The organism is Streptomyces sp. NPDC017979 (genome assembly GCF_044328175.1).
Taxonomy (GTDB): domain Bacteria; phylum Actinomycetota; class Actinomycetes; order Streptomycetales; family Streptomycetaceae; genus Streptomyces.
In genome coordinates this window covers 287711-300923 of record NZ_JBIRGU010000010.1, presented here as the reverse complement: position 1 = coordinate 300923, position 13213 = coordinate 287711, and the positions used below count along the sequence as shown (strand labels likewise).

The 13213-nt window shown below is 72.0% G+C and carries 13 protein-coding genes; 5 read left to right on the top strand and 8 right to left on the bottom strand.

Going from position 1 to position 13213, the window contains the following annotated elements:
- Positions 1 to 221: 221 nt before the first annotated feature.
- The 3 genes from ACH4E8_RS25195 (at position 222) to ACH4E8_RS25185 (ending at position 3117) form a co-directional block, all read left to right on the top strand.
- On the top strand, positions 222 to 917 hold the full coding sequence (locus ACH4E8_RS25195; protein WP_398451830.1) for an SDR family NAD(P)-dependent oxidoreductase: 696 nt from the start codon (positions 222 to 224) through the stop codon (positions 915 to 917).
- Between the two features lie 59 nt (positions 918 to 976).
- Positions 977 to 2059, top strand: a complete 1083-nt coding sequence (locus ACH4E8_RS25190; RefSeq protein WP_398451925.1) for an S-adenosylmethionine:tRNA ribosyltransferase-isomerase — start codon at positions 977 to 979, stop codon at positions 2057 to 2059.
- A gap of 311 nt (positions 2060 to 2370) precedes the next feature.
- Complete coding sequence (locus ACH4E8_RS25185) at positions 2371 to 3117, top strand: transglycosylase SLT domain-containing protein (protein WP_398451828.1); 747 nt, start codon at positions 2371 to 2373, stop codon at positions 3115 to 3117.
- A gap of 75 nt (positions 3118 to 3192) precedes the next feature.
- Here the strand turns inward: ACH4E8_RS25185 and ACH4E8_RS25180 are convergent, their stop codons facing one another.
- Positions 3193 to 5796 (bottom strand): FHA domain-containing protein, encoded by a 2604-nt coding sequence (locus ACH4E8_RS25180; protein WP_398451826.1) that lies wholly within the window; start codon positions 5794 to 5796, stop codon positions 3193 to 3195.
- A 398-nt stretch (positions 5797 to 6194) separates the two neighbouring features.
- Between ACH4E8_RS25180 and serB the strand changes: the two genes are divergently transcribed.
- Positions 6195 to 7418, top strand: coding sequence for a phosphoserine phosphatase SerB (gene serB / locus ACH4E8_RS25175; RefSeq protein WP_398451823.1), 1224 nt, complete (start codon positions 6195 to 6197; stop codon positions 7416 to 7418).
- A gap of 87 nt (positions 7419 to 7505) precedes the next feature.
- Here the strand turns inward: serB and ACH4E8_RS25170 are convergent, their stop codons facing one another.
- The 4 genes from ACH4E8_RS25170 to ACH4E8_RS25155 all read right to left on the bottom strand — a co-directional run bounded on the left by ACH4E8_RS25170 (position 7506) and on the right by ACH4E8_RS25155 (position 10221).
- Positions 7506 to 8066, bottom strand: a complete 561-nt coding sequence (locus ACH4E8_RS25170; protein ID WP_398451821.1) for a SixA phosphatase family protein — start codon at positions 8064 to 8066, stop codon at positions 7506 to 7508.
- Positions 8067 to 8214: 148 nt separating this feature from the next.
- Positions 8215 to 8427 carry a hypothetical protein gene (locus ACH4E8_RS25165; RefSeq protein ID WP_398451818.1) on the bottom strand — a complete coding sequence of 71 codons (213 nt, stop codon included), beginning with the start codon at positions 8425 to 8427 and terminating at the stop codon, positions 8215 to 8217.
- A 326-nt stretch (positions 8428 to 8753) separates the two neighbouring features.
- The gene (locus tag ACH4E8_RS25160; protein WP_361537669.1) at positions 8754 to 8873 is read right to left on the bottom strand and encodes an SGM_5486 family transporter-associated protein; all 120 of its coding nucleotides are present in this window, start codon (positions 8871 to 8873) and stop codon (positions 8754 to 8756) included.
- A 4-nt stretch (positions 8874 to 8877) separates the two neighbouring features.
- Positions 8878 to 10221: a CynX/NimT family MFS transporter gene (locus ACH4E8_RS25155; RefSeq protein WP_398451815.1), complete on the bottom strand. Its 1344-nt coding sequence runs from the start codon at positions 10219 to 10221 to the stop codon at positions 8878 to 8880.
- Between the two features lie 167 nt (positions 10222 to 10388).
- On the opposite strand from ACH4E8_RS25155, the gene ACH4E8_RS25150 reads away from it, so the two are divergent.
- Positions 10389 to 11075, top strand: a complete 687-nt coding sequence (locus ACH4E8_RS25150) for a FadR/GntR family transcriptional regulator (RefSeq protein ID WP_398451812.1) — start codon at positions 10389 to 10391, stop codon at positions 11073 to 11075.
- Here ACH4E8_RS25150 and ACH4E8_RS25145 read toward each other — a convergent pair.
- From ACH4E8_RS25145 to fabG, 3 genes are all read right to left on the bottom strand, one after another.
- A complete protein-coding gene (locus tag ACH4E8_RS25145; protein WP_398451811.1) occupies positions 11047 to 11472 on the bottom strand; it encodes a hypothetical protein in 426 nt (141 codons plus the stop codon). The genes ACH4E8_RS25150 and ACH4E8_RS25145 overlap by 29 nt on opposite strands.
- A 184-nt stretch (positions 11473 to 11656) precedes the next feature.
- Positions 11657 to 12430 carry an enoyl-ACP reductase FabI gene (gene fabI, locus ACH4E8_RS25140; protein WP_398451809.1) on the bottom strand — a complete coding sequence of 258 codons (774 nt, stop codon included), beginning with the start codon at positions 12428 to 12430 and terminating at the stop codon, positions 11657 to 11659.
- A gap of 4 nt (positions 12431 to 12434) precedes the next feature.
- Positions 12435 to 13139, bottom strand: a complete 705-nt coding sequence (fabG, locus tag ACH4E8_RS25135; RefSeq protein ID WP_398451807.1) for a 3-oxoacyl-[acyl-carrier-protein] reductase — start codon at positions 13137 to 13139, stop codon at positions 12435 to 12437.
- Between the last annotated feature and the right edge of the window lie 74 nt (positions 13140 to 13213).

Below are 13213 nucleotides of genomic sequence, written 5' to 3'. Positions count from 1 at the left end.
ACGGTACCGGCGCGGGTGACGGTGCGTATCGGGCCGTCGACGACGTCCGCTTAGGGCTCGGGTCCTAGGTCGAAGTGCCTTGTGCGATGGGGTCTCGGGGACGAGGTGGCGGCCCCGCCCCCTTCCTACGGTGGTGGCGTCGGGCGTCGACGTTCTCCCGCGCCCGGGCCCGCGCGAGGCGCGGGACGACCTGAGCACCTGAACACAAGGGGATGGCCGAGATGTCGGTAGCGCTGATCACGGGTGGTTCGAAGGGTCTGGGGCGGGCGCTGGCGCTGGCGCTGGCCGAGCGGGGTTGGGACCTGGTGCTGAGCGCCAGGACGGCGTCGGTGCTGGCGGCCAGCGCCGAGCGGGTCGGGGCGCACGGCACGCGCGTGGTGGCGGTCCCGGGGGACGTGTCGGACGCCGCGCACCGCGGTGAGCTGGTGGCGGCGGCGCGTCGGCTCGGCGGTCTGGACCTGCTGGTGAACAACGCGAGCGTGCTGGGGGCGGAGCCCTTGGTGCGGCTGGACGAGCAGCCGCTGGACGGTTTGCGGGCGGCGCTGGAGACGAACGTGGTGGCGGCGCTGGGCCTGGTCCAGGAGGCGCTGCCGCTGCTGCGGGAGTCGTCGGCGGGGACGGTGATCGCGATCAGCTCGGACGCGGCGGCGGAGGCGTACGAGACGTGGGGCGGTTACGGAGCGTCGAAGGCGGCTCTGGACCACCTGGCGGCGGTGCTCGGGGTCGAGGAGCCGCGGCTGCGGGTGTGGGCGGTGGACCCGGGTGACATGGACACGGATCTGTACGCCGCCGCGGTGCCGGACGACGGCGAGCCGCGGCCGACGCCCGAGTCGGTGGTCCCCGGTTTCCTGCGGCTGCTGGACGAGCGTCCGGTGAGCGGGCGGTACGGGGCCCCTGCGCTCTTGGGGTCGGTGTGACCGGCGCCGGCGGCCCCTGCCGCCATCAGGGCGCGGCGGGGGCCGTCGCGCTCGCCGGGGTGGGCCTGGAGTCGCTGACGGTGCCCGACGGGCTGTCGGCGCGGGTGCCGGCGGAGGCGCGGGGCACGGGGCGGGACGACGTACGGCTGCTGGTGTCCCGCGGGGAGCAGGTGTCCCACCACGCCTTCCGTGCGCTGCCGGCGCTGCTGCGGGCCGGGGACGTGCTGGTGGTGAACACTTCCGCGACGCTGCCCGCGGCCGTGAACGGCCGGCTGGGCGGCGAGCCGGTCGTCGTCCACTTCTCCACGCGCGGGGACGACGGCCGGTGGGCGGTGGAGCTGCGGGAGCCGGACGGGGCGGGCAGCAGCCGGCCGCGCCCGGGCGGGCCGGCGGGGGCCGAGGTGCGGCTGCCGGGCGGGGCGCGGCTGGATCTGGTGCGGCCGTTGGCGGCGGGGGCGGACCGGCTGTGGTGGGCGGAGGCGTCGGTGCAGGTGCCGGAGCTGCTGGGCCGGTACGGGCGGCCGATCCGTTACGCGTACACCCTGCGGGACCAGCCGCTGTCGGCGTACCAGACGGTCTTCGCGCTCCCCTCCCCCGACGGGTCGGGTTCGGCGGAGATGCCGAGTGCGGCGCGGCCCTTCACGGCTCGGCTGGTGGCGGAGCTGGTGAGCAGGGGGGTGCAGTTCGCGCCGGTCGTGCTGCACACGGGGGTGGCGTCCACGGAGGCGCACGAGCCGCCGTATCCGGAGCGGTACGCGGTGCCGGCGACGACGGCGTGGCTGGTGAACGCGGCTCGGGCGGGCGGGGGCCGGGTGGTGGCGGTGGGGACGACGGCCGTACGGGCCTTGGAGTCCGCAGCGCGGGCCACGGGGCCGGGGACGGGGCCGGAGCCGGGTGGGCGCTGGGTGGTGCGGGCGGCGGCGGGGTGGACGGACCTGGTGGTCACGCCCGAGCGCGGGGTGCGGGTGGTGGACGGGCTCCTCACCGGGCTGCACGAGCCCGCGGCCTCGCACCTGCTGATGCTGGAGGCGATCGCGGGGCGGCCGGCCCTCGCCCTTGCGTATGAGGCGGCGCTACGGGGCCGCTATCTGTGGCATGAGTTCGGGGACGTGCATCTCGCCCTTCCGGACGACCGCCGATAAAGGCACTCACACATTGAGTTGCTGGCGCAACGCATTGTGAGATCGAGGGGGGCTCGATGTGAGCCCGGGCATAGGACGCAGGTCACTTACGAATCTACCTAGTGGAGATATAAGGGCCTTGTGAGCGGGGACTGAGCGGGAGCAAGGGCGTTATCGGGGCGCCCTTGTCCACTATCCAGGGTCGTACGTCACATGATTGCCACGGGTTTTTGCTGGCGCTAAGAATTACCTCTCGTCGCCGCCCGCCGTGGAGCGCAGCGCCATTCCGGCGAGCTGATTGCGACTTCCCCGATTCGAAGAGGTACGTCTGTATGTCCGCGACCAGTATCCGTATGACCAAGACCCGCAAGGTCTCGATCGCCGGTATCGCCGCCGCCGGTGTTGCAGCCATCACCCTCTCCCTGGTGCCCGTGGGCGCCACCGAGGCGCAGGCCGCCCCGGTGACCTCCGCCGCCCCGGCCGCCGCCGCCACCCTGAACACCGAGGCCGTCCAGGCCGGCGTGCTGAAGACGGGCCTGGAGGCCCAGAAGTCCAGCATCGACGCCCAGGTCCAGGAGGCCGTCCAGCAGGCCGTCCAGGCCGAGAAGGACGCCAAGGCCGCCGCTGAGGCCGCGGTGCAGAAGGCCGCGGCCGACGCCGCCGCCAAGAAGGCCGAGGTCTCGAAGAAGGCCGCGGAGGCCGTCGAGGCCGCCAAGCCCGTCGCGCAGAAGGTCGCCGCCGCGGCGCCGCAGTCCTTCCCGAACAACCTGGACGGCTGGATCCGCGAGGCCATGTCCATCATGGACAAGCACGACATCCCGGGTTCCTACGAGGGGCTGCACCGCAACATCATGCGGGAGTCCAGCGGTAACCCGAACGCGATCAACAACTGGGACATCAACGCCCAGAACGGCATCCCGTCCAAGGGCCTGCTCCAGGTCATCCAGCCGACCTTCAACGCGTACCACGTGTCCGGCACGGAGTTCGACCTGTACGACCCGGTCGCCAACATCGTCGCCGCGGCCAACTACGCCGCCGACCGCTACGGCTCGATCGACAACGTCTTCGGCGCCTACTGAGCCGAAGGACACACAGACGCCTGAGGGCGGCACCCCGTGTGTGGGGTGCCGCCCTCCGCGTGCGTCACGGGGCCGCTACTTGCGCATGACCTCCGGCTCGTGGCGGCGCAGCAGCCGGGCGACCACGACGCCGCAGACCACGCCGATGGCCAGCAGCACGCCGACGTTCATGGCCCACTGTCCGGTGGTGGCCTCCCACAGCGGATCGAGGTCGCCGGGGTTCTGCCGGTCCCACGGCGGCATCAGCCGGCCGAGGTCCAGGGTGTTGGCGGTGCCCGCGATCGCCCAGCGCGACGGCATCAGATACGCGAACTGCTCCAGGCCGGGCGAGCTGTACACCTTGAAGAGGATGCCGGTGAAGACGATCTGGACGATCGCGAACATCACCAGCAGCGGCATGGTCTTCTCGGCGGTCTTCACCAGCGCGGAGATCACCAGGCCGAACATCATCGAGGTGAAGCCGAGGGCGATGACCACCAGGCACAGCTCGACCGCCGGCGGCATCAGCAGGCCGTCAGCGGGCAGCTCGCGGGTGGCGAAGCCGATGCCGCAGATGATCGCGCCCTGGAGCGCCGTGATCAGACCGAGGACGACCACCTTGGACATCAGGTAGGCGGAGCGGGACAGGCCGGTGGCGCGCTCCCGTTCGTAGATCACCCGCTCCTTGATCAACTCGCGCACCGAGTTCGCCGCGCCCGAGAAGCACATGCCGATGGTCAGGATCAGCATGATCGTGCCGGCGTCGCTGTTGAACTGCGCCTTCCCGTCGTCGGGGGCGACGAGGCCGTACTCGGCCGGGATGACCACGCTGACCAGTCCGAGGACCGCCGGCAGGATCACCATCAGGGCCATGAAGCCCTTGTCGGAGCGGATGACGGCGAGATAGCGGCGCATCAGCGTGAAGAGCTGGGCAACCCAGCTCTGCGGCTTCGGCGGGCGCATCTGCTGCCGGGACGGCAGGCTCACGGGCTGGGCCGCGTCGACCGGGTCGCCGCCCGCGTCCGCCGTGTACATCTGGTAGTGCTGCGAGCCGCGCCAGCGGCCCGCCCAGTCGTAGTCGCGGTAGTTCTCGAACGCGGAGAAGACGTCGGCCCAGGTGCCGTAGCCGAAGAAGTTCAGCGCCTCGCCGGGCGGCCCGAAGTAGGCGACCGCACCGCCGGGCGCCATGACCAGCAGCTTGTCGCACTGGTTCAGCTCGGCGACGGAGTGCGTGACCACCAGGACGGTGCGCCCGTCGTCGGCGAGGCCGCGCAGCAGCAGCATCACGTCGCGGTCCATGCCCGGGTCGAGGCCGGAGGTCGGCTCGTCCAGGAAGATCAGCGACGGCTTGGTCAGCAGCTCCAGGGCGACGGAGACCCGCTTGCGCTGGCCGCCGGAGAGGGAGGTGACCTTCTTGTCCTTGTGGATGTCGAGCTTCAGCTCGCGCAGCACCTCCTCGATGCGGGCCTCGCGCTCCGCGGCGGCGGTGTCGCCGGGGAAGCGGAGCTTGGCCGCGTAGCGCAGCGCCTTCAGGACCGTCAGCTCCTTGTGGAGGATGTCGTCCTGCGGGACCAGCCCGATGCGCTGGCGCAACTCGGCGAACTGCTTGTAGAGGCTCCGGCCGTCGTACAGGACGTCGCCCTGGTTGGCGGGGCGGTAGCCGGTGAGCGCCTTGAGGAGGGTCGACTTGCCGGACCCGGAGGGGCCGATCACGCCGATCAGCGACTTCTCCGGGACGCCGAAGGAGACGTCCCGCAGGATCTGCTTGCCGCCGTCGACGGTGACGGTGAGGTTGCGGGCGGAGAAGGTGACCTCGCCGGTGTCGACGAACTCCTCCAGCCGGTCGCCGACGATCCGGAAGGTGGAGTGGCCGACGCCGACGATGTCGCCCGGGCCGATGACGACGGTCTGGGACTTGGCCATCGGCTGGCCGTTGACGTACGTGCCGTTGTGCGAGCCGAGGTCCCGGAGCTGGAAGCGGCCGTCCGGGGTGGCGGTGAACTCGGCGTGGTGGCGCGAGACCTGGAGGTCGGCGACGACGAGTTCGTTCTCCAGGGCGCGGCCGATGCGCATGACGCGGCCGAGTGCCAGCTGGTGGAAGGTGGTGGGGCTGCGGTCGCCGTACACGGGCGGGGCCCCCGCGGCCCCGCCGTGTGCCTGTTGCGGAGGTACGTGCTGCTGAGGTGGTACGTGCGGCTGCTGGTGCTGCGGCACCGGGTGCTGGTTGTTCGGTATGTGTTGCTGGTGTTGCTGCTGCTGGTGTTGGTGCTGTTGGGGCCAGCCCTGCGGCGGCTGGCCCTGGGGCGCGGCGGCCGGGTACGGCGCGGGCGCGGCCTGGGCCGGCTGCGCCGGTGCGGACTGCTGCGCCGCGGCCGGCGAACCGACGGCGCTCGCGGGCGGGGCGGAGAGGCCCAGCCGCGGTCCGTCGGTGGCGTTGCCGAGCCGCACCGCCGAGCCGGCGGTGATCTCGGTCTGTTGGATCCGGTGGCCCTCCACGTACGTGCCGTTGGTGCTGCCGTGGTCCTCGATCACCCAGCCGCGCCCGCTCCAGCTGATGCTGGCGTGCCGCCAGGAAACCCGGGCGTCCTCGAAGACCACGTCCCCTTGGGGGTCCCGCCCCAGGGCGTACGACCGGGACGGATCGAGCGTCCAGGTCTTTCCGTTCAATTCCAGTACGAGTTCTCGCACTCCATGCCCCACTTGCTTGTCCCCCGATTTACCCCCGTCGCTGGAGGTCTAGGGATGGCGAATCAATGGGGGGAACTATTTCAGGCGCGGCCCCTTTGCTGGTAGTCGGGCTGGTCGGGGCCCTCAAGTCCGTTGCGGAGAGCCCGCGGGCAAGCCTGGTCGGGACGCTGCTGCTGACGTACGCCTCCCCACCTCTGCCCTGACCGCCCCTGGTCTCGACGGGCTCGAACGGGCTCGAACGGGGGCCCGCGCTCGTCGCCCGACTGGCGGAAGGCGTCCTCCGTGGCCGCGGGCGGGCGGCGGGCCGCCCTGAGCACCCCCTCCTCGACCGGCTGACGGCCCCGTCACGGTGTCCAGCAGCCGGGACGCGTCGTCTCGCCGTAACCTTTCGCGGTTACGGTGGAGACACCATGAGCGCTTCGCAGAAATCCGACGTACGTACCCTTCTGGTGAAGATCTTCGGGAAGGACCGACCGGGGATCACCGCAGGACTGTTCGACACGCTGGCGGCCTATGCGGTGGACGTCATCGACATCGAGCAGGTCGTCTCACGGGGCCGGCTGGTGCTGTGCGCCCTGGTCAGCGCGCCGGCGCGGCCGGGCGACGAGGGCGATCTGAGGGCCACCGTGCACAGCTGGGCCGAGTCCCTGAAGCTCCAGGCGGAGATCATCTCGGGCACGGGGGACAACAGGCCGCGCGGCAGCGGGCGTTCCCATGTGACGGTGCTGGGCCATCCGCTGACCGCGGAGTCGACCGCCGCCATAGCGGCACGGATCACCGAGACCGGCGGGAACATCGACCGCATCTTCCGACTCGCCAAGTATCCGGTGACGGCCGTGGAGTTCGCGGTGTCGGGCGCGGAGACCGAGGCGCTGCGGACGGCGCTGGTGACCCGGGCCGCGCAGATCGGGGTCGACGTGGCCGTGGTCTCGGCGGGGCTGCACCGGCGGGCCCAGCGGCTGGTCGTCATGGACGTGGACTCCACGCTGATCCAGGACGAGGTCATCGAGCTGTTCGCGGCCCACGCGGGGTGCGAGGAGCAGGTGGCCGAGGTGACGGCCGCGGCGATGCGCGGGGAGTTGGACTTCGAGCAGTCGCTGCACGCCCGGGTCGCGCTGCTGGCCGGGCTGGACGCCTCGGTGGTGGACAAGGTGCGCTCCGAGGTGCGGCTGACCCGGGGCGCCCGGACGTTGATCCGTACGCTGAAACGGCTCGGGTTCCAGGTGGGGGTCGTCTCGGGCGGCTTCACCCAGGTGACGGACGACCTGAAGGAGCGGCTGGGGCTGGACTTCGCCTCGGCGAACACCCTGGAGATCGTGGACGGCAAGCTCACCGGCCGGGTCACCGGCGACATAGTGGACCGGGCGGGCAAGGCCCGGTTGCTGCGCAGGTTCGCCGCGGAGGCGGGGGTGCCGCTGGCGCAGACGGTGGCGATCGGCGACGGCGCCAACGACCTGGACATGCTGAACGCGGCGGGGCTGGGGGTGGCGTTCAACGCCAAGCCCGTGGTGCGGGAGGCCGCGCACACCGCGGTGAACGTGCCCTTCCTGGACACGGTGCTCTACCTGCTGGGCGTCACCCGCGAGGAGGTCGAGGCGGCGGACGCCGAGAGCGAGTCGGCCGTCGAGCACTGAGCCCCGCTCCCCTCCCGTCCCACTGACGTCGCGGGCCCCGGCGCACTGTGCGCCGGGGCCCGCGGTGTCGGTGGAACGGGACGCCGCTCAGCTGTGCGGCGTCCAGAAGTCGGTCAGGGTGCCGACGCCGTGCTCCACGGCCTTCCAGGAACCGGTGAAGCTGACGACCGCGAAGGCGGAGGTGGGGAATCCGCTGCGGTTCATCCGCGGCAGCAGATCGCCCTCGGCCTCGCCGGAGAGGGCGTCGGCCAGGGCGTGCATCCCGGGGTTGTGGCCGATGAGGAGGATGTTCTTCACCTCGTCGGAGACCTCGTTCAGCACGGCGATGAGCTCGCCGAGGGACGCCTCGTACAACCGCTCCTCGTAGACCGTCTTGGGGCGGGACGGCAGCTCGCTGACGGCGAGCTTCCACGTCTCGCGGGTCCTGGCCGCCGTCGAGCACAGGGCGAGGTCGAAGGCGATGCCGACGTCGGCGAGCCGGCGGCCCGCGACGGGGGCGTCCTTGCGCCCGCGCTCGGCGAGCGGACGTTCGTGGTCGGAGACGTCCGGCCAGTCGGCCTTGGCGTGCCGGAGCAGAACGATCCGACGGGCTTCGGGAGATGCGGAGGAGCCAGAGGACGAGCCTCCGGTAGACGTGGCGACGCTCATGTTCTCCAGCTTCGCACGAAATGAGCCGACAGGCGCGGGGTGTTGGGGGCCGGAAGACGGGACCGAGGGGGCCGAAGGTGCAGGCCGGACGAGACTGCGGCCGGGGCCGGGAGGCCCGGGGGCCGGAGCGTCAGTGCGGCTGGAACGGTCAGCGGGACAGCAGGAACCGCAGGGAGTCCAGCAGGGGGCCGACCACCGACTGGCCGCCCGGTGGCTGCGCCTGGGCCGGCTCGGCTATCAGGGCGAGCAGGAAGACGAACGCGAGGACCGGCAGCACCAGGCCCCACCAGGGCAGCCGACTGCTGACGTGCTGGCCGACGCCGCCCCGGGCGGGGGTGGACGTGTGGCTGGGGGCCGACATGGACGCCTCCTCGGGGCTCTCCGGGGCTCGTTGCAGGACCGGCTACAGATCCGGCTAAAGGCCCGGCTACAGGACCGACTACAGGTCCCGCTACAGCTCCGGTCGCGGGTCCGGCGCAGCTCCGGCGGGATTGCTTCCACCGTACGGAGCACGCCCCGTCGAACCCATCCGGCAAGCCACCCACTTACCCCTGACCCTGGCCCCCTAGGGGATGGTGGTGCCAGCCCCACCATCCGGGTGTCGCCAAGCCTCCCGGCGGCGGGCCCGAGCGCACCTGCCCGAAAGCCGACGGGCCCGCGGTCACGGGCCCGGCGCCAACTGTCGGGTCAGGGTGAGGCGATGGTCGCGATGACGCCGACCACCACGAAGAAGCCGATCATCGTCGCGAAGACGAGCAGCAGCTTCTTCTGTCCGTTCTGGGGGTTCGGTTCGAGAACTGGTTGCATGGCCTCAGTCTCGCATCCCCGTCTCGTCCTCGATCGTGCGGTCCCGGCCCGCGAGCAGTCCGAGCGCGATCTGCGGCACCAGCAACCCGCCCATCAGGGCGATCGGCAGGTCCCAGCCGCCGCTGTGCTGGTAGAGGACCCCCACCAGCAGCGGCCCGGGGATGGAGATCAGATAACCGGTGGACTGGGCGAAGGCGGAGAGCCGGACGACCCCGGCGGACGTCCGCGAGCGCAGGCCGATCATGGTCAGGGCGAGCGGGAAGGCGCAGTTCGAGACGCCGAGCAGCAGTGCCCAGAGCCAGGCGCCTTCGGCGGGGGCGAAGAAGAGGCCGGCGTAACCGGTCAGTCCGCTGAGGCCGAGGACGGCGGCGATGGGGCCCTGGGACCTGAACCGGGTGGCGAGCCGCGGGATGACGAAGGCGAGCGGCACGCCCATCACCATCGTCACCGCGAGCAGCAGTCCGGCGGTCTGGGCGGGCACGCCGGCGTCGCGGAAGATCTGCGGCATCCAGCCCATCGTGATGTACGCGCCGGTGGCCTGGAGGCCGAAGAAGCCGCCGAGCGCCCACGCCGTGGGGCTGCGCACGATCTTCCCCGCCGGCCGGTCGGGCTCGGCCGCCGCCGCGGCCACCGTCCCGCGGACGACCTCGCCGTCGTCGCGACGGGGCTGCCGAGGGCGGGCCCGTACGCGGTCCCGTACGAGCAGCACCGTCCAGGGCAGGACGGCGACCGCGGCGAGCAGCCCCCACACCGCGAGCCCGGTCCGCCAACTGCCGCCCAGCGCACCCGTCAGCGGGACGGTGGCCGCGGCGGCGACCGAGGTGCCGATCGCCAGCCCCATCGAGTAGAGCCCGGTCATGGTGCCGACGCGGTCCGGAAAGTACCGCTTGACGATCACGGGCATCAGGACGTTGCCGACGGCGATGCCGATGAGCGCGAGCGCGCTGGCGGCGAGGAAGCCGACCGTGCCCCCGGCGTACGGCCGCAGCAGCAGTCCGGTGGCGATGGCGACCAGGCCGGCGCAGACGACGGCGCCCGGCCCGAAGCGCCGGGCCAGCCGCGGTGCGGCGACGCCGAAGACGGCGAAGGTGATCGCGGGCACGGAGGTGAGGACGCCGGCGACGGCCCCGCTCATGTGGAGTCCGGTGCGGGCCTCCTCCAGCAGCGCGCCGAGGCTGGTGATGGCGGGGCGCAGGTTCAGCGCCGCGAGCACCACCGCGACCATGACGAGCCGCACGTACCAGACGGAGGGCCGCGCCGGGGCGCCGAGCTCGGGGCGCTCGGGGGCGGCAGGCGGCTGCCTGCGCGACGGAACCGCGGGCGGCGCGGCGGGCTCGGAGGGCGACATACCGCCATCATAGAATCATGGGATGATTGGTTGTCCAATGCGGTAGGCGTCATAATGATCCCCACCGTCGTGATCCCGACGGCCTCAGCACTCCACGGCTCCGCCCCCGCCCCACCCGTCCCGTTCGTTTCCGTCGTTCCGTTCCGTTCGGTGCACTAGGAGCACTCATGTCGCTGACCTCCCCCAGACGCTCTGGCCTCACCGACCAGGTGATCGCCCAGTTGCGGAACCAGATCACGTCGGGCGAGTGGCCGGTGGGCTCCCGCATCCCGACCGAACCGGAGCTGGTCGAGGAGCTGGGGGTGGCCCGCAACACGGTCCGCGAGGCGGTCCGCGCCCTCGCCCACAACGGCCTGCTGGACATCCGCCAGGGCTCGGGCACCTACGTCATCGCGACCAGCGAACTCGCCGGGGTGATGCACCGGCGCTTCGCCGACGCCGCGCCCCGGCACGTCGCCGAGGTGCGAGCCACGCTGGAGTCGACCGCCGCCCGGCTGGCCGCCGAGCGGCGCACCGAGCGGGACCTGCGACAGCTCGACGCGCTGCTGGTCCGCCGCGAGCAGGCGTGGGCCAGCGGGGACGCGGCGCAGTTCGTCGCCGCGGACATCACCTTCCACCTGGCGGTCGTCGCCGCGGCCCACAACGACGTGCTGGGCGAGCTGTACGCGGACCTGGGCGACGTGCTGCGGCAGTGGCTCGCCGACGACGTGGGCAGCGAGCTGCGGCCGGAGCACCACATGGACCACGCCCGGCTCGTGGAGGCCGTCCGCGCCGGTGACGGCGAGACCGCGGCGGCGGAGGCGGCGAGCTACCCCTTCATGTGCCTCAGCCGTCTACAAGGGGCTGGTGGCTGACCCAGACCGCGCGGACCTCCTTCCAGCAGCGCTCGGTCAGCTCGCGGTACTGCGCGGGGCCGACGTCGGCCGGCTCGCCGTCCGCGTCCACGTCCCACCAGCGGTCGCACTCCACGTGCAGCCGGACCCGGTCGACGACGGGGTAGGGGTTGTGGCAGTACGCGAAGGCCCGGGAGCCCCGGACTTCGGTGCGGCAGTCGGCCCGGTACGTCCGCTGCCTCTCGCGCACCTCAAGCACTTCGCGCGCCTCACGCGCCTCGGCTTCGTCGTGCTCGTGTCGCTCGTGGGACGCCGCCGGGGGCGTCGCCCACAGCAGGCCCGCCGACAACGCCCCCGTCAGCACGGTCGCCAGGACCGGGGCGGGGGCGGCGCGCAGGATCGTCCGCACGGTACGCACAGCGGGACCTCCTCGGCCGTACCGACGACCCGCGGGGCCGCGTCGGCTGCACCACAAGGGGGATTGCTCCTCCACCCTGCCCCGCCCGGGCGCCGACCGCGCGCGCTGGACGCCGAACGGGCGACGCCCCGCCCCCGCGCGCTGCGGGGAACGGGGCGTGGTCGTACGCCGTGGGGCCGGGCGGTCACACGCCCATCATGTGCACGCCGCCGTCGACGTGGATCACCGAGCCCGTCGTGCGGGGGAAGAAGTCGGAGAGGAGACCGACGATCCCGCGGCCCGCCGGGTCCGGGTCGGACAGGTCCCAGCCCATCGGCGCCCGCTCGTCCCAGCCGTCCGCCAGGTTCTCGAAACCGGGGATCGACTTGGCCGCCATCGACTTGAGGGGGCCGGCCGACACCAGGTTGCAGCGGATGCCCTTGGGGCCGAGGTCCCGCGCCAGGTAGCGGTTGGTGGACTCCAGCGCCGCCTTCGCGACGCCCATCCAGTCGTACACCGGCCAGGCGACCGTGGCGTCGAAGGTGAGGCCGACGATCGAGCCGCCGCGCTCCTCCATCAGCGGCAGACAGGCCGTGGCCAGCGCCTTGTAGGAGTAGGCGGAGACGTGGACGGCGGTGGAGACGTCCTCCCACTCGGCCTGGAGGAAGTTGAAGGCGTTCTGCGGGCCGAAGGCGATCGAGTGCACGATGCCGTCGAGCCCGGAGTCGTCGGTGGAGTGCTCGCGGATGCGGTCCGCGAGCCCGTCCAGGTGCTCCTGGTTGGTGACGTCCAACTCGATGACGGGCACGGGCTTCGGCAGCCGCTTGGAGATGCGCTCGACGAGGGAGAGCCGGCCGAAGCCGGTGAGGATGACCTCGGCGCCCTCCTCCTGCGCCACCTTCGCGGCGTGGAAGGCGATCGAGGCGTCGGTGAGGACGCCCGTGACGAGGATGCGCTTGCCAGCGAGGATTCCGCTCATGTGATCAGTGACCCATGCCCAATCCGCCGTCAACGGGAATGACGGCTCCAGTGATGTACGAGGCGTCGTCGGAGGCGAGGAAGCGCACCGCTGCGGCGATCTCCTCCGGGCGCGCGTACCGGCCGACCGGCACCTGGGCGAGGATGCCCGCGCGCTGCTCCTCGGTGAGCGCCTGCGTCATGTCGGTGTCGACGAAGCCGGGCGCGACGACGTTGAAGGTGATGTTCCGCGAGCCGAGTTCGCGGGCGAGGGAGCGGGCGAAGCCGACGAGGCCCGCCTTGGACGCGGCGTAGTTCGCCTGGCCGGCGGAGCCGAGCAGCCCCACGACGGACGAGATCAGCACCACGCGGCCCTTCTTGGCGCGCAGCATGCCCCGGTTCGCCCGCTTGACCACCCGGAAGGTCCCGGTGAGGTTGGTGTCGAGGACGGAGACGAAGTCCTCCTCGGACATCCGCATCAGCAACTGGTCCCGGGTGATGCCGGCGTTGGCCACCAGCACCTCGACCGGGCCGTGCTTCTCCTCGATCTCCTTGTACGCCTGCTCCACCTGCTCGGCGTCGGTGATGTCGCACCGGACGGCGAGGAAGCCAGCGGGCGGCTCGCCGGACCGGTAGGTGATGGCGACCTTGTCCCCGGCGTCGGCGAACGCCCGGGCGATGGCGAGGCCGATGCCCCGGTTTCCTCCGGTGACAAGAACCGAGCGGCTCAACGGATCACCCTTTCGATAGCGGACTGGTCTCCCCCGTACTCCCCAACGAAACTATCGGTCTCGGGACGCTCCCG